This is a genomic window from Bacillus sp. ISL-34 (assembly GCF_018613325.1).
Lineage (GTDB): Bacteria > Bacillota > Bacilli > Bacillales > DSM-1321 > Peribacillus.
On the sequence record NZ_JAGGQJ010000005.1, the window covers coordinates 254,157 to 271,428 of the forward strand.

The window sequence follows — 17,272 nt, forward strand, 5'->3', positions numbered from 1 at the left end:
TCCTTTTCGGGTATTTCCTTTACTGAGATACTCTGGCAATCTTACCTTGTTCCAAATATACAAGCAAAATGGAAACATCAGCGGGATTCACACCGGAAATTCTTGAAGCCTGAGCTACTGATAGCGGGTGGACCTGCTTTAATTTTTGACGTGCTTCCGTTGCAAGACCAGAAATTGCATCATAATCGATATTCTCTGGAATCTTTTTATTCTCCATTTTTTTCAGGCGATCGACTTGCTGCAAGGATTTTTCGATATATCCTTCATACTTGATCTGGATTTCGACCTGTTCCGTCACTTCATCGCTCAGTTCGACATCACTTGGCGCCAACTTCTGAATATGGGAATAATCCATTTCAGGCCGTTTCAATAAATCGGAGGCACGGATTCCATCCTTCAACTCACTTCCGCCACTTGCAGTAATGACTTCTTGTACCTCTTTGGTCGGTTTGATGAAGTTTGATTTGAGTCGTTCTTTTTCCATTTCAACCGCTTCTTTTTTCACAAGGAAACGATTGTAGCGTTCTTCTTTGATCATCCCGATATTGAATCCAATTTCCGTTAAGCGTAAATCGGCATTATCATGACGCAATAATAAACGATATTCTGCACGTGAAGTCAGCAAACGGTATGGTTCATTCGTGCCTTTCGTTACGAGGTCGTCAATGAGAACACCAATATAGGCATCCGAACGGCTTAAAATCAGTTCTTTTTTACCCATTGCATTCAATCCCGCATTAATACCTGCCATCAATCCTTGTCCTGCTGCTTCCTCGTAGCCGGATGTCCCGTTAATTTGGCCAGCAGTATACAGATTTTTGATTTTCTTCGTTTCAAGTGTAGGCCATAGCTGCGTAGGAACGATGGCATCATATTCAATTGCATAGCCAGCACGCATCATTTCCGCTTTTTCAAGTCCTGGAATTGTTTGCAGGATTTTCACTTGTACATCTTCAGGCAGACTGGTGGATAAACCTTGCACATATACTTCCTTTGTATTGCGGCCTTCAGGTTCCAGGAAAATTTGATGCCGTGGTTTATCATTAAAGCGAACGACTTTATCTTCTATCGATGGGCAATAACGCGGTCCAGTTCCTTTTATCATTCCGGAATACATTGGCGAACGGTGTAGATTCTCATCAATGAGCTGATGTGTCCCCTCATTCGTGTACGTTAACCAGCATGGCAATTGATCCGTTATGAACTTTGTTGTTTCATAAGAAAATGCACGTGGCACTTCATCGCCAGGCTGAATTTCCGTTTTGCTGTAATCTATGGAAGAGCTACTCACACGTGGCGGCGTTCCTGTTTTAAAACGGACCAAGTCAAATCCTAACTGCTCTAAATGTTCAGAAAGCCTGATGGAAGGCTGCTGATTATTAGGGCCGCTTGAATATTTCAATTCCCCTAAAATGATTTCACCGCGTAAATATGTTCCCGTCGTGATTACGACAGTTTTCGCACGGTATACCGCGCCTGTTTTAGTGATGACACCCGTACATACGTCGTTTTCAACAATTAATTCCTCTACCATTCCTTGAATCAATGTCAAATTTTCTTGGTCTTCTATCGTCTTTTTCATTTCTTGTTGATAGAGAAATTTATCTGCCTGCGCCCGCAACGCACGAACAGCCGGACCTTTAGCCGTATTGAGCATCCTCATTTGAATATGGGTCTTATCGATATTTTTTCCCATTTCACCGCCTAAAGCGTCAATTTCCCTAACGACTATCCCTTTTGCCGGCCCGCCAACGGAGGGATTGCATGGCATAAAGGCGACCATATCCAAGTTAATGGTGATCATCAGCGTGTTAGCTCCGACTCTTGCAGCTGCAAGGCCTGCCTCACTGCCAGCATGACCGGCACCAATAACAATGACATCATAGCTACCTGCTTCGTATTGCATTTCCTTTTCCTCCTTTTACGCTTATTTTCCTAAACAAAATTGAGAGAACAATTGATTGATCAAATTATCCTGAACGCTTTCGCCAATGATTTCTCCAAGGATCTCCCATGCCTTCGTGAAATCGATTTGAACCAAATCAACCGGCGTACCCATTTCAATGGCTTCGATTGCGTCTTCGATAGACTGTAATGCCTGTCCCAGCAAAGCTATATGCCTGGCATTGGAAACATAGGTCAGGTCTCCCGTTTCTAAAGAACCTTCGAAAAATAAAGAAGCGATGGCTTCTTCCAATTCATCGACCCCTCGATCCTCCAGTAATGAAGTGGAAACAACTTTATGGGATGCCGCCTTTTCCTTAACCTTTGCCATATCGATTTTTTGTGGAAGGTCGGTTTTATTGATGATAACGATAACATCCATACCCTCAACCGCTTGAAACAGTTTCTCGTCTTCAGCCGTGAAATCATCGGAATAGTTCAATACAAGCAATATTAAGTCAGCCTCTTTTAATACTGCACGAGACCGTTCAACTCCAATTCGTTCAACGATATCTTCCGTTTCGCGAATTCCTGCTGTATCGACAAGTTTAAGCGGTACACCGCGAACATTGACATACTCTTCAATCACGTCACGTGTTGTACCTGGAATATCAGTGACAATCGCTTTATTTTCATGAACTAAGCTGTTAAGCAAAGAAGATTTTCCGACATTAGGCCGCCCTATGATAACCGTCGCAAGCCCATCCCGAAGTATTTTCCCCTGTTGGGCCGTGTGAAGCAGCTTCTCTATTTCATTCTTCACATAACTGCCCTTTTCCAAAAATAAACGATGCGTCATTTCTTCGACATCATCATATTCCGGATAATCTATATTTACCTCGACTTGAGCGAGGGTCTGTAAAATTTCTTGACGCAGGTTTTGGATTAATTTCGAAAGCCGGCCTTCCATTTGACCTAATGCAACATTCATCGCTTTATCCGTTTTAGCGCGGATTAAATCCATAACGGCCTCAGCTTGAGAAAGATCGATCCTGCCATTCAAAAAAGCCCGTTTCGTAAATTCACCAGGTTCCGCTAAACGAGCACCTTGTGAGAGAATAAGCTGCAATACCCGATTGACCGAAACGATTCCACCGTGACAATTTATTTCAACTACATCTTCTCTTGTAAATGTCTTTGGACCCATCATGACCGAAACCATGACTTCCTCTATGATTTCACCTGTTTTAGGCTGGATAAGGTGGCCATAATGAATCGTGTGTGATTTCACATCAAGCAATCCTTTTCCACCCGGTCCTTTAAAGATCCCATCGGCTATTTCTATGGCCTCATCACCGCTGATTCTAACGATGGCGATTGCCCCTTCCCCTAAGGGAGTAGAGATAGCGGTGATTGTATCGAATTCCATGCTTTCACCTCTTATATATTGATGTTTCTATTTTTTTCTGATAATAAAATCGTCGAATCCCTAAATTACTACAATACCACAGTATATAGATGAAAAAAAGTAGATACTCCTTCCTCTCAAGAGTTATCCACATGCCACTAATCCATATTCTGTAACATCCATTTTAGCTTATCCACATGTGAATAACAAATGTCGCCTGCTTTCCTTTCTTCCATTCCCTTTACGGATCAAAAAAATAAAAAGAAATATGTCACTTATTGTTGAATTGATCCTTTGTAAAAAAATATTCGACAAACAACGATACCATGACCAAAAAAAAAGAACCCCTGCTTAAAAGCAGAAGGTTCATTTAAGTGGAGTAATGACCAAGTGGCGATAAGGTTCCGTCCCACTAGAAGTCGTTTTTATTTTTGGATAATCCAAAAGAGCATTATGGATGACCTTACGTTCATAGGATGGCATCGGCTCCAGTGAAACAGCTTTACCTGTTTTCACGGCTTTATTTGCCATTCTTTCAGCCAATTGGATTAAAGTGTCATTGCGGCGGTTTCGATAATCCTCTGCATCTACGGTAATATTCAAATACTGCTTCGAATATCGATTTGCAACCAGCTGCGCCAAATACTGAAGGGAATTCAGTGTTTGACCCCTTTTTCCAATCAATAATGCAATTTTATCACCTGATAAATGGAATGTTACGTTCTTACCTTTACGGGTGACATCAATTTTTGCATGGACTCCCATTTCGACACTGACTTTCTTCAAAAATCCAAGTGTCTCTTCAATGGGATCGGCAGGTAATGTCACATGGACGATTGCCTTCCTTGCACCGAATAAACCAAAAAATCCTTTTTTTCCTTCATCTTCTATTTCAATCTCTACGCGATCCTTAGTGCTGTTCAGTTGAGCTAAAGCTAAATTTACTGCTTCTTCGACAGATTGTCCTGTAGCAGTTACTTTTTTCACTTTTTCTTTGCCCCTCCCGCGTTTTCCGCAGCTGCTTTTCTAAGATCCGGACCTTTGATGAAATATGTTTGAACGATACCAAAAAGGTTACCAACTACCCAGTAAAGAGAAAGAGCAGCAGGGAAATTAATAGCAAAAACAACAATCATGATTGGCATGATGTAAAGCATCATCGTCATTTGTGCCGCCATTTGTGGATTGGAGTTCATTCCAACCATGGACATCTTTTGCTGGATAAAAGTCGTGATACCTGCAACGACGGGTAAAATATAATAAGGATCCGGGGAACCTAAATCAAACCAAAGAAAACTATGTAAAGCAATTTCTTCCGTACGGCTGATTGCATGGTAAAATCCGATCAAAATCGGCATTTGTACCAATATCGGCAAACATCCCGCCAATGGATTCACATTATATTTTGAAAATAGAGCCATTGTTTCTTGCTGTAGTTTTTGTTGTGTGGCAGCATCTTTTGAGCTGTATTTTGCTTGAAGTTCTTTCATTTCAGGCTGAATGGCCTGCATTGCTTTCGAGCTTTTCACCTGTTTGATCATTAATGGAAGTAATGCTAAGCGAATGATTAGCGTAACACCGATGATTCCCAAACCATAGTTCTCGCCAAATGCTTCAGAAAGCCAAATGATCAGGGCTGATAATGGATAGACAATGTATGAATTCCAAAAACCTTCACTATCCGCAGTAATAGGTTCTTTAATTTCCGTACACCCTGCCAACAACATCATTATCGAGGCTAGTCCAATAATGAGTAATATTCGTTTTTTCAACCGTAATTTCCTCCTAACTGCAATCAATCTTTTTTGAAACAATTGTGAACTGTTTGATAGAAGATTTCAAGGAAAAGTAATCCACTTTTTCCACAGCTACAATCGGAATTTTCTATGTCATCTTTCTCAAGTAACCACATGATCTGAGGAGTGCTCATTCGATATTAAGGGGACTTTATTGTTTTTTCATTTTAAAGTTTAGTGATTTAGAACGTTTCAGGACATGGATCAAGCTGCTTTTCACCTGGAAAAAGTCCATCTCCGCCGCTGGTTTTCGAGCAATCACAATATAATCCTTACCCTCTTCTATATCTTCTTTCAATTCCAAAAACGCTTGCCGTATGTATCTTTTGATTTGGTTCCTTACAACGGCGTTCCCGATTTTTTTACTGACTGAAAGGCCGATCCGAAAATAATCCTGACCCGGCTTTTCAAGGACATAGACAACGAATTGCCGATTAGCAGAAGATTCACCTTTTTTAAACACAAGCTGAAATTCGTCCTCTTTCTTAATCCTTAACTTTTTTTTCATTTTTACACCTTCATTACATGAATTGAGTCTCAGTAAATCCCTTATTTTGCGAAAAAAGACCACTGAGACTTTTCAGTGGTCTATGCAGATAATACTTTTCTGCCCTTACGGCGACGTGCAGCGATTACTCTACGTCCGTTTTTCGTGCTCATACGTGCACGGAAACCGTGAACTTTACTATGTTTGCGGTTATTCGGTTGATAAGTTCTTTTCATTATATGACACCTCCCTGAGGAATAACAGTTAAAGACAGTCTTTACAATTATATAGATGGAGGTTTCTACTTGTCAACCTCATCCATAAAAATATTTCTTTTTTAATGCTCAATGTCCAGTTGGCCTTTTTTTACTACCTAGCCTATTGTAAATGATTTTGCTCCGAACTGATATAGAAATTTTTGGGGAAAGGAAATTTCGATCATTTTATCCATGAGCACAAATATGAGATTCGCAATGACTCCACCCTTGATCGACACAACATTCGACAAATAATAAGAATGAACCTGAATCAGCATTCGGTCTCCATGCAGGCCTTCCGCCTTGAACAACTTGGTTCAAATCAAATTGGTTCGAGCCTATAATCACGGTCTGTGGATAAAATTCGACATGTTTTTTTCTATCCACATCCCAATTTATAGACTTTTGCACATAACAATGGCCTGTGGAAAAGTTTTTCCCACAAGCTCGGTAAGTTGTGGATAAAGTTTTCTAACCCATTGCAAGACGCCTGAATTTCTGATATTATATTTGTGTTTTCACTCTGAATAACTTTATCAACAGGTAACGTTTATCCACAGACTGTGTATAACTTGTGGATAGTTTATCCAACCTGTGTATATTAATCTGTCCACAGATGGTGGATATTGTCGAAAACCCTTTTTTCTTCTTTATTATATATTTCTTAAAATACCTGTTGATGAATAAACATTCAAATCTACACTGGTTCACCAGATGTAGTCTGTACAAAGGTTGTACAGCGCAAGATATAGTTTTTAGGCACTTCATATTACACAACACAAAAATCCCTTATACAGCTCACCGAACCTTTGCTGTCAAAATTAATATAAAGACGGCAATCGATGAGTTTATTTGTGCCTATACATTTAGATACAATTATTAAAAATATTTTGCAAAGGAGGGATAAGTTTGGATAACATCGATAGCCTCTGGAACCAGGCGCTCGGAAAAATCGAAAAAAAAATCAGTAAACCAAGCTTTGAGACTTGGCTTAAATCAACCAAGGCTTATTTACTGCAGGGTGATACATTAACAGTCACCGCTCCCAATGAATTTGCCAGGGATTGGCTTGAAGAACGCTATTCCCATCTTATTTCCGATGTATTGTTTGAACTTACCGGTGAGGAATTGGAAGCAAAATTCATCATTCCCCCCAATCAAGAAGATGATGATTTTACCGTTCCTGTTCAGCCTAAAAAGACAAAAAAGCAGGATAAAGAGCATGCTGCATTTCCACAGCATATGCTGAATGCGAAAAATACATTCGATACATTTGTCATCGGCTCCGGCAATCGTTTTGCCCATGCCGCGTCTCTCGCTGTCGCAGAAGCTCCGGCCAAAGCCTATAATCCCTTATTCATATACGGGGGCGTCGGCCTTGGGAAAACTCATTTAATGCATGCAATCGGGCATTATGTTCTAGAGCATAACCCGAATGCGAAGGTCGTTTATTTATCGTCTGAAAAGTTCACGAATGAATTCATCAACTCGATCCGGGACAATAAAGCTGGGGAATTCCGTGATAGATATCGAAGCGTGGATGTTTTATTAATTGATGATATTCAATTTCTTGCGGGAAAAGAACAAACTCAAGAAGAGTTTTTCCATACATTCAATGCGCTGCATGAAGAAAGCAAACAGATCGTCATCTCGAGTGACCGCCCGCCAAAAGAGATACCTACACTGGAGGATCGCCTCCGTTCAAGGTTTGAGTGGGGCTTGATCACGGATATCACACCTCCTGATCTAGAAACGCGGATTGCCATATTGCGTAAAAAGGCAAAAGCTGAGGGTCTTGATATCCCGAATGAAGTCATGCTCTATATCGCCAACCAAATCGATTCCAATATTCGTGAGCTTGAGGGTGCACTTATTCGTGTCGTCGCCTATTCTTCATTGATTAATAAAGATATAAATGCCGATTTGGCAGCTGAAGCATTAAAAGACATCATCCCTAGCTCAAAACCTAAAATAATCACCATCTTGGAAATCCAGAAGACGGTCGGTGAACATTATAGTGTCAAACTTGAGGATTTCAAGGCGAAAAAACGGACTAAATCCGTAGCCTTTCCAAGACAGATTGCCATGTATCTTTCGCGGGAGTTAACGGACTCATCCCTGCCCAAGATAGGTGATGAATTTGGAGGTCGCGATCATACGACCGTTATCCATGCGCATGAAAAAATCTCCAAACTCATGCAAACGGACACCCAGCTCCAGCGTCAGGTTAAAGAAATCCAGGACCAGCTGAGGGTATAATAGATTCTGGATAATGTGAATAACTGACGACTACTTACAAACAGTCTATCCACATGTGGATAGACTGTTTTTCCTTAGGTTGAGTGGACTTATCCACATATCAACAGGCCCTACTACTATTACTACTATCTTTTTAATAAAAATTATTAATAAATATGCCTATTCGGCAATAAAAAAATTGGAGGATGAAACATGAGATTTATAATCCAAAGAGATCGATTAGTTCATAGTGTCCAAGAAGTAATGAAAGCAGTCACATCAAGGACGACGATTCCGATTCTAACGGGGATAAAAATAAGCGTTACAAGTGAAGGTGTCACTCTAACAGGAAGTGATTCAGATATCTCCATCCAATCATTCATTCCGGCTGAGGTTGATGGAGATGAGATTGTTGAAGTTAAAAGCAGCGGTGGTATTGTCCTGAATGCCCGTTTTTTCAGTGAAATTGTCAAAAAGCTGCCGATGGATACTGTAGAAATTGAAGTGGAGAACAACTTTCAAACGATTATTCGCTCTGGTAAAGCTGAATTCAATCTAAATGGACTGGATCCTGAGGAATATCCACATCTTCCGATCATTGAAGAAGAAAATATTTTCAAACTTCCAACCGACCTTTTAAAGACCCTTATCAGACAAACTGGCTTTGCGGTGTCCACGTCAGAAACACGCCCCATCTTAACAGGTGTAAACTTGAAGGTTCAAGATGACGAATTGACCTGTATTGCAACAGATAGTCATAGGCTTGCAATGAGAACAGCCAAAATAGAAAATAAAATTACCGGGACCTATAGCGTTGTCATCCCAGGTAAAAGTCTGAATGAGTTAAGTAAAATCCTTGATGATACAAACGAACTCATTGAAATCGTCATTACCGAAAACCAAGTACTTTTCAAAGCTGAGAATTTATTATTCTTCTCAAGATTGCTTGAAGGGAATTATCCTGATACATCACGCTTGATTCCATCAGATAGCAAAACCGATGTAACTGTTCACACCAAGGATTTTCTTCAAGCGATCGACAGGGCTTCTTTATTGGCGAGAGAAGGAAGAAATAATGTCGTCAAATTGACAACCCTGGAAGGCCGTATAATCGAAGTCTCTTCCAATACTCCTGAAATTGGTAAAGTAATTGAAGAGGTTCAGGCAGAAGCCATTGAAGGTGAAGACCTGAAGATCTCATTCAGTGCCAAATTTGTAATGGATGCTCTAAAGGCATTGGAAGGTTCCGATATAAAAATTAATTTCACTGGTGCAATGCGTCCGTTTGTCATTCGTCCGCTACATGATGATTCCATGCTGCAATTAATACTCCCGGTAAGGACTTATTAAGCTAAAATAATATTTCAAAAAAATTAAAGGCTTGTATAGCAGGTCTTTAATTTTTTTATATTTAAATATAGGTTTCCAAAGGGTTTTTAGCGTTTTTTAATGCTGTACGGAACTCTGAATCGTCAAAAACAAGAACTGAAAAAGCTATACTTTGTCTTAATGGGATTAATTTAGTAAAATGAAATATTAAAGACTACTTAGAAATGAGTGAAGCATGAAATGGACTCCATAAAAATCAATACTGAATATATTACGCTTGGACAATTCTTGAAATTGGCCGATTTAATCCAAAGCGGCGGAATGGCGAAATGGTTCTTGAGTGAATACGAGGTTTACATTAATGGCGAATTAGACGTGAGAAGAGGCAGGAAATTAAGATCAGGTGATAAAATAGAAATTCCTGGATTTGGCACCTACACAATTACAAGCTAAAACATAAGGGAAGAGCGGAATATGTATATTGAAAATATAAGTTTGAAAAATTACCGCAACTATACCGAATTGAATGTGACTTTTGAGAATAAAGTCAATGTAATCCTCGGCGAAAATGCTCAAGGAAAAACAAATGTCATGGAATCCATTTTTGTTTTAGCAATGGCAAAATCTCATCGGACCTCAAATGATAAAGAACTTATTCGCTGGGATGAAGAGTATGCTAAAATAGAGGGAAGAGTTAGAAAGAGAAATACCTCAATACCACTTGAGCTGACCATTTCAAAAAAAGGGAAAAAGGCGAAGTGCAACCATATTGAACAAAGAAAGCTGAGTCAATATGTCGGAAATATGAATGTGGTCATGTTTGCGCCTGAGGATCTTAACCTTGTAAAGGGAAGTCCTCTAGTCAGACGCCGTTTTATAGATATGGAAATTGGCCAGGTTTCTCCCGTATACCTTCATGATATGAGCCAATATCATAAAATACTTCAACAAAGAAATCATTACTTAAAGCTTCTGCAGACCCGGAAACAAACGGATACGACGATGCTTGACGTGCTGACCGATCAATTTATTCAGTATGCAGCGAAAATTGTCGAAAGAAGATACGAGTTTCTTTTAAAGCTCCAGCAATGGGCAGAGCCGATTCATTCGGGGATCTCCAGAAATCTAGAAGTATTGAAAATCCAATATAAACCGTCGCTTGATGTATCAGAATCTATGGATTTGACGAAAATGATAGAAGTATACACAGAAAAATTTGATAAAATAAAAACAAGGGAAATTGAACGGGGTGTAACACTGGTAGGTCCTCATCGTGACGACCTGGTTTTTTTTGTGAATGACCGTGATGTCCAGACATATGGTTCACAAGGACAACAGCGTACGACGGCCCTGTCTTTGAAACTTGCCGAAATTGAGCTGATCCATGAAGAAATCGGCGAGTATCCCATTTTATTATTGGATGATGTGTTATCGGAACTTGACGATTTCCGTCAATCCCATTTACTGAATACGATACAAGGGAAAGTGCAAACATTCGTGACGACACCCTCCGTTGATGGAATCGATCATCAAACCCTAAGAGAAGCGTCCACCTTTTATGTTAGTCAAGGCAGTATAAAAAAGGTTAAATGATGAGGTGAATGTATGTATCTCCACATTGGTGAAGACATTCTTGTGAAAACGGATGATGTCATAGCCATTTTAGATAAGAAGCTGCTTCAGGCCTCTCCAATCATGAGTGAATTTTTGGAGAAAAAGTCTGATGTAACTTACCATTTAGCAAAAAACTCGGTTAAATCGATTGTAGTGACGGACAAACAGGTATATTACTCACCGCTTGCGTCGTCCACTTTGAAAAAGCGTTCACTTCAGCCATCGCTCTTAATCGATGATATAGATGTTCTTTGAATTGTAGCTAAACGTTATTATTACTCCTAAAAATTGATAAATGCCAAAAGAAAAGTGTAGGTGATACGTATGACAATGGAACAAAAAGAAGTACAAGCTCAGGCATACGATGAGAATCAGATACAGGTTTTAGAAGGCTTAGAAGCAGTTCGTAAACGCCCGGGGATGTATATCGGCACTACCTCTGCAAAAGGACTTCACCATCTTGTTTGGGAAATTGTCGATAATAGTATTGATGAGGCACTAGCTGGTTTCTGTACGGAAATCAAAGTGACGATCGAAGAAGACAATAGCATAACCGTAGTCGATAATGGTCGGGGAATTCCAGTGGGCATCCACGAAAAAATGGGACGCCCGGCTGTAGAAGTAATCATGACGGTCCTTCATGCGGGCGGAAAATTTGGCGGCGGAGGTTATAAGGTCTCCGGTGGTCTGCATGGTGTGGGGGCTTCAGTAGTTAATGCCTTATCCACGGTGTTGGAAGTTTACGTTCATCGTGAAGGTAAAATCCATTATCAGCAATTTAACCGGGGGGTCCCTAAAGAAGATTTGAAAATTATCGGGGAAACCGATCATACCGGTACGACTGTACACTTCGTTCCTGATGGTGAAATCTTCACGGAATCCTTGGAATATGATTTCGATACATTAGCAACCCGTATCCGTGAGCTTGCGTTCCTGAATAAAGGCTTAAAACTGATCATTGAAGATAAACGTGAAGAAGAAGAGAAAATCAGGGAATACCACTATGAGGGCGGTATCAAATCTTATGTCGAGCATTTGAACCGTTCAAAAGAGGTTTTGCATGAGGAACCGATTTTCATGGAAGGCGAGAAAGATGGAATCTCTGTTGAATTAGCTCTGCAATATAATGACAGCTATATCAGTAATGTCTTTTCTTTTGCCAATAATATTCATACCTATGAAGGCGGGACGCATGAATCTGGGTTCAAGACTGCTTTGACCCGTGTCATCAATGATTATGCACGGAAAAATGGTCTTTTAAAAGAAGCGGATGCCAATTTCTCAGGTGAAGATGTCCGGGAAGGTTTAACGGCAATCATTTCGATTAAGCATCCTGAACCACAATTTGAAGGTCAGACGAAAACCAAACTCGGAAACTCTGAAGTAAGAACGGTTACTGATTCCATTCTTTCGGAACGGCTTGATTCCTTCTTATATGAAAATCCTGCAGTGGCCCGGAAAATTGTAGATAAAGGGCAAATGGCGGCTAGAGCCCGTATGGCAGCGAAGAAAGCACGTGAATTGACCCGAAGGAAAAGTGCTTTGGAAGTATCCAATCTACCGGGGAAATTGGCAGATTGTTCATCGAAGGATCCGGCTATCAGCGAGTTGTACATCGTTGAAGGAAACTCGGCGGGAGGCTCGGCTAAACAAGGACGGGACCGCCATTTCCAGGCCATTTTGCCGCTAAGGGGTAAAATCCTGAATGTCGAAAAAGCGCGATTGGACAGAATCCTGCATAATGAAGAAATAGGTACGATCATCACAGCACTTGGAACAGGCATTGGTGATGAATTCAATATTGAAAAAGCCAGATACCATAAAATTGTTATCATGACCGATGCGGATGTCGATGGCGCCCATATCAGAACGCTGATGTTGACATTCTTCTACCGTTATATGCGAAAAATTATCGAGTATGGATATATATATATTGCTCAGCCACCACTTTTCAAGATTCAGCAAGGGAAAAAAGTCGATTATGCCTATAATGACCGTGAGCTTGAAGAAATCATGGCGAGTATGCCAAGTACTCCAAAGCCTAATCTGCAGCGTTATAAAGGGCTGGGGGAAATGAATCCGGAGCAATTGTGGGAAACGACCATGAACCCTGAAACGAGAACGCTGCTTCAAGTCAGTTTGAAAGATGCTGCCGAGGCAGATGAAACTTTCGAGATGCTGATGGGCGACAAGGTCGAACCGCGACGTAACTTCATTGAAGAAAATGCAATTTATGTAAAAAATCTTGATATCTGATTTTTTGACAGGATGCTTTTTACATCCTGTTCTTTACATAGTGCACGAACAGTTAAATTTTATATGCTTTTAATAGGAGGTTGGCTCCATGTCAGAAAATGAAAGATCAGGTGTAAAAGAAATAAATATAAGTACCGAGATGCGGACATCGTTTTTGGATTATGCGATGAGTGTTATCGTGTCGCGGGCTTTGCCTGATGTAAGGGACGGTTTAAAACCGGTACACCGAAGAATTCTTTATGCAATGAATGATCTTGGAATGACTTCGGATAAACCATTTAAAAAATCAGCACGTATTGTCGGGGAAGTAATCGGTAAATATCACCCGCATGGTGATTCAGCTGTATATGAAACGATGGTACGGATGGCGCAGCCTTTTAACTATCGCTATATGCTTGTAGATGGCCATGGGAATTTCGGTTCAGTCGATGGTGACCAAGCTGCCGCAATGAGGTACACAGAAGCGAGAATGTCGAAAATCTCGATGGAGTTACTTCGCGATTTAAATAAAGATACGGTTAATTTCCAGGATAACTACGATGGTTCAGAAAGAGAACCAGCCGTTATGCCTGCACGTTTCCCGAACTTGTTAGTGAATGGTTCATCAGGTATAGCAGTAGGGATGGCAACCAATATTCCGCCACATCAGTTAGGTGAGGTAATTGACGGCGTATTGGCTTTGAGCAAGAATCCTGAGATTACAATTCCAGAGTTGATGGAATATATTCCTGGCCCGGACTTTCCGACAGCCGGTTTAATTTTAGGCCGAAGCGGAATCAGGAAGGCCTATGAAACCGGAAAAGGGTCAATCATTCAACGGGCGAAAGTCGAGATTGAAGAGAAACCCAATGGAAAACAGGTAATCCTTGTTAAGGAAATCCCTTATCAAGTGAATAAAGCGAGATTGATTGAAAAAATTGCAGAACTTGCTCGAGATAAGAAAATCGAAGGCATTACCGATTTACGGGATGAGTCCGACCGCAATGGCATGCGTATTGTCATGGAGCTCCGCAAGGATGTTAACGCAAATGTTCTTTTAAACAACCTGTATAAACATACCGCGATGCAGACCACCTTCGGAATCAATCTGCTTGCTTTGGTGGACGGTCAACCTAAAGTGCTGAATTTAAAACAATGCCTGCACTACTACTTGGAGCATCAGCAGGTAGTCATCCGGCGCAGGACTGAATTTGAATTACGGAAAGCGGAAGCCCGTGCCCATATTTTAGAAGGTTTACGCATTGCACTTGATAATTTGGACGCGGTCATTACGTTGATCCGCGGGTCCCAAACGACAGAAATTGCCCGTGAAGGCTTAATGACACAATTCTCACTTTCCGAAAAACAGGCGCAAGCTATCCTGGATATGCGTTTACAGCGATTGACTGGTCTGGAACGTGAAAAAATTGAAGATGAATATCAGGCATTAATGGCTATAATTGCAGAATATAAAGCGATTCTTGCTGATGAGGAAAAGGTTCTTGAAATTATTCGTGAAGAGCTTCTTGAAATTAAAGAACGTTTTGACGATAAACGGAGAACAGAAATCACATTAGCCGGCTTTGAAAGCCTGGAAGATGAGGATTTAATCCCTGAGGAAAATATAATCGTGACACTTACGCATAACGGTTATATTAAACGCTTGCCTGCAACCACGTACCGCAGTCAAAAACGCGGGGGGCGCGGAATACAGGGTATGGGAACGAATACAGATGACTTTGTCGGTCACTTGTTGACCACTTCGACTCATGACACTCTATTATTCTTCACCAACAAAGGTAAAGTCTATCGTTCCAAAGGTTATGAAATACCTGAATATGGTAGAACGGCAAAAGGATTGCCGCTTATCAACTTGTTGGAAGTCGATAAAGGCGAGTGGGTCAATGCAATCATACCGGTGAAGGAATTTGCTGACGATTGGTATTTATTCTTTACGACCAGACATGGGATATCGAAGCGTACACCTTTGTCATCTTTTGCAAATATCCGTAATAATGGTTTAATTGCTCTTGGTTTACGTGAAGATGATGAATTGATTTCTGTCCGTCTTACGAATGGGGAGAAACAGATCATAATTGGAACGAAATCCGGGATGATGATTCGTTTCCCTGAGACGGATGTACGGACAATGGGACGTACTGCAGCCGGAGTGAAAGGGATTTCCTTAAGGTCGAATGATGAAGTGGTCGGCATGGAAATTCTTGAAGACGATGAAGAAGTCCTGATCGTTACGAAAAACGGGTATGGAAAACGGACCTCTGCGGAAGAGTACCGTATTCAAAGCCGTGGAGGCAAAGGAATAAAAACATGTAATGTCACTGAGAAAAATGGTGAACTTATAGCCGTGAAAACTGTTACGGGTGAAGATGAAGATTTGATGCTGATCACAGCAGCTGGTGTATTGATCCGAATGGAAGTCGAAGGCATCTCTAAAACGGGCCGTAATACACAGGGTGTTAAGCTCATCCGACTCGAATCAGCAGATAATGAATATGTTTCGACGGTAGCCATCGTAGGAAGAGAAGAAGAAGAAGAAGAAATGGAAATAGAAACCGTCACGACTCTAGATCCGGATTCTGATCCTGAACCTACTGAGATTGAAGAAAATGAAGAAACTGAAAAAGATACGGAAGAATAATCTTTTCATAAAAAAGGACCCAGCAATTAAGCTGGGTCTTTTTTTGCGCATAAGCTGAAATTCAAAATGATATCAAGAGTGTTCATATATGGGCTAAAAGACTTACCTCTTTCGGATAATCTTGCTAATAAATTGATTTTTTTAGGTATTTACATAATAAAGATAGTTTTCACCATGTTTTTTAAGTAAAAAAGATACTCAAAATACTTCCGAGGTGAAACGTTTTGCTAGTGAAAACTCGCTATTTAATCGAAGGCTGCATCCTCTCAAAAGAGAGTAGAGGTCTTTCAAAACGCCCCATAATGTATGAAAAAACAATATTGACCACACGATTAATTGAAGCTTTGCAAGCCATTTTAATAACAGAGGTAAGCGTTGATGAAACTTTGATTGATGGAAAGAAATTTCTGCCGAAAGAATCAATAGATCAAGAATTGGATGAAATGGAAGAGTCATCTGATTTTACGGATTTGTATCTTAAGTCAGTACAAACATATAAACGATTATTTAAAAATTGGCAGGCGGGCAGTAAAGTCGAGGTGGTCATGGTTCGTTCAATCATGATTCCCCTCATGGACAAGGCTTTAGAGGAACCAGGAAACATTTTGATGCTGTACCACTCTGTTGCAGATGTATTTCACGCCATGACTTCCGAAAGGGCATATAGAGAGAAACAATCACCGTTTAAGGTATTAGAAATATTTTACATGATGATTTTGGTGAATTTGATATTGGGGTAGTTAAAACATTGTTATCAAGCTTCGCTAATTTTTCCATAGGAAGCAGGGTCAAACTGAACAATGGATTCATTGCTGAAATCATTTTTATTGGTGCCGGCTCGCAAACAAGACCGGTCATAAAGGTGATGGATAGTGAGCAAATTATCAATTTAGGGATTAACCGGGAATTATATATAGAGGAAATACTATAATGTTCAAGGAAAAAGTTTACTCCCAAAAAGGTAAGCCTTTTCTTCTTGATCAGGGGTGCAGTCATAGTATTTTAACTCTATGACTTCATGTAAATAATTTATTTTAAAATAACTATTGCTTTTATTCCTGATACTAGATATAATAACTAAGTCGACAGCGAAAGAATAAAGTTGTTGACAAAAAATAATATAGTTGATATATTATTAAAGTCGTTTCCAAACGAACGACATAAATTGCTCTTTGAAAACTGAACAAAACAAAGCGCCAACGTTAAATTTTAAGTGAGCACACACTATCAAAAAAGCAAATGAGCAAGTCAAACATTTCTTCGGAGAGTTTGATCCTGGCTCAGGACGAACGCTGGCGGCGTGCCTAATACATGCAAGTCGAGCGAATCGATGGGAGCTTGCTCCCTGAGATTAGCAGAGGACTG

General features: G+C 40.3%; 15 protein-coding genes and 1 rRNA gene. 10 read left to right on the forward strand and 6 right to left on the reverse strand.

Annotated features, from left to right (window positions below; genetic code table 11):
- Window positions 1-19: 19 nt before the first annotated feature.
- The 6 genes from mnmG to rpmH form a co-directional block, all read right to left on the reverse strand.
- Window positions 20-1,906 (reverse strand): tRNA uridine-5-carboxymethylaminomethyl(34) synthesis enzyme MnmG, encoded by a 1,887-nt coding sequence (gene mnmG, locus J7E52_RS07275; protein WP_214744499.1) that lies wholly within the window; start codon window positions 1,904-1,906, stop codon window positions 20-22.
- Window positions 1,907-1,927: 21 nt separating this feature from the next.
- Window positions 1,928-3,313, reverse strand: coding sequence for a tRNA uridine-5-carboxymethylaminomethyl(34) synthesis GTPase MnmE (gene mnmE, locus J7E52_RS07280; protein ID WP_214744501.1), 1,386 nt, complete (start codon window positions 3,311-3,313; stop codon window positions 1,928-1,930).
- Between the two features lie 345 nt (window positions 3,314-3,658).
- Window positions 3,659-4,279: an RNA-binding cell elongation regulator Jag/EloR gene (gene jag, locus J7E52_RS07285; protein ID WP_214744503.1), complete on the reverse strand. Its 621-nt coding sequence runs from the start codon at window positions 4,277-4,279 to the stop codon at window positions 3,659-3,661.
- Window positions 4,276-5,064: a YidC family membrane integrase SpoIIIJ gene (gene spoIIIJ, locus J7E52_RS07290; RefSeq protein WP_063234312.1), complete on the reverse strand. Its 789-nt coding sequence runs from the start codon at window positions 5,062-5,064 to the stop codon at window positions 4,276-4,278. The genes jag and spoIIIJ overlap by 4 nt, the downstream gene beginning before the upstream one ends.
- Before the next feature lie 175 nt (window positions 5,065-5,239).
- Window positions 5,240-5,596, reverse strand: coding sequence for a ribonuclease P protein component (gene rnpA / locus J7E52_RS07295; RefSeq protein WP_063234313.1), 357 nt, complete (start codon window positions 5,594-5,596; stop codon window positions 5,240-5,242).
- A gap of 80 nt (window positions 5,597-5,676) precedes the next feature.
- On the reverse strand, window positions 5,677-5,811 hold the full coding sequence (rpmH, locus tag J7E52_RS07300) for a 50S ribosomal protein L34 (RefSeq protein WP_034316183.1): 135 nt from the start codon (window positions 5,809-5,811) through the stop codon (window positions 5,677-5,679).
- 930 nt (window positions 5,812-6,741) lie between these two features.
- Between rpmH and dnaA the strand changes: the two genes are divergently transcribed.
- From dnaA to J7E52_RS07345, 10 genes are all read left to right on the forward strand, one after another.
- Window positions 6,742-8,091, forward strand: coding sequence for a chromosomal replication initiator protein DnaA (dnaA, locus tag J7E52_RS07305; protein ID WP_214744505.1), 1,350 nt, complete (start codon window positions 6,742-6,744; stop codon window positions 8,089-8,091).
- Between the two features lie 192 nt (window positions 8,092-8,283).
- On the forward strand, window positions 8,284-9,420 hold the full coding sequence (dnaN, locus tag J7E52_RS07310) for a DNA polymerase III subunit beta (protein WP_061440298.1): 1,137 nt from the start codon (window positions 8,284-8,286) through the stop codon (window positions 9,418-9,420).
- Window positions 9,421-9,639: 219 nt separating this feature from the next.
- Window positions 9,640-9,852, forward strand: coding sequence for a S4 domain-containing protein YaaA (gene yaaA, locus J7E52_RS07315; RefSeq protein ID WP_034316192.1), 213 nt, complete (start codon window positions 9,640-9,642; stop codon window positions 9,850-9,852).
- A gap of 21 nt (window positions 9,853-9,873) precedes the next feature.
- Window positions 9,874-10,992, forward strand: coding sequence for a DNA replication/repair protein RecF (recF, locus tag J7E52_RS07320; RefSeq protein WP_214744507.1), 1,119 nt, complete (start codon window positions 9,874-9,876; stop codon window positions 10,990-10,992).
- A 12-nt stretch (window positions 10,993-11,004) separates the two neighbouring features.
- The gene (gene remB, locus J7E52_RS07325) at window positions 11,005-11,268 is read left to right on the forward strand and encodes an extracellular matrix regulator RemB (protein ID WP_214744509.1); all 264 of its coding nucleotides are present in this window, start codon (window positions 11,005-11,007) and stop codon (window positions 11,266-11,268) included.
- Between the two features lie 75 nt (window positions 11,269-11,343).
- Window positions 11,344-13,269, forward strand: coding sequence for a DNA topoisomerase (ATP-hydrolyzing) subunit B (gene gyrB, locus J7E52_RS07330; protein WP_214744554.1), 1,926 nt, complete (start codon window positions 11,344-11,346; stop codon window positions 13,267-13,269).
- 88 nt (window positions 13,270-13,357) lie between these two features.
- Complete coding sequence (gene gyrA / locus J7E52_RS07335; RefSeq protein ID WP_214744511.1) at window positions 13,358-15,907, forward strand: DNA gyrase subunit A; 2,550 nt, start codon at window positions 13,358-13,360, stop codon at window positions 15,905-15,907.
- 224 nt (window positions 15,908-16,131) lie between these two features.
- Window positions 16,132-16,647 carry a hypothetical protein gene (locus J7E52_RS07340; protein ID WP_286197537.1) on the forward strand — a complete coding sequence of 172 codons (516 nt, stop codon included), beginning with the start codon at window positions 16,132-16,134 and terminating at the stop codon, window positions 16,645-16,647.
- An 8-nt stretch (window positions 16,648-16,655) separates the two neighbouring features.
- Window positions 16,656-16,838: a hypothetical protein gene (locus tag J7E52_RS26850; RefSeq protein WP_286197538.1), complete on the forward strand. Its 183-nt coding sequence runs from the start codon at window positions 16,656-16,658 to the stop codon at window positions 16,836-16,838.
- Between the two features lie 326 nt (window positions 16,839-17,164).
- A 16S ribosomal RNA gene (locus J7E52_RS07345) occupies window positions 17,165-17,272 on the forward strand; the annotation flags it as partial.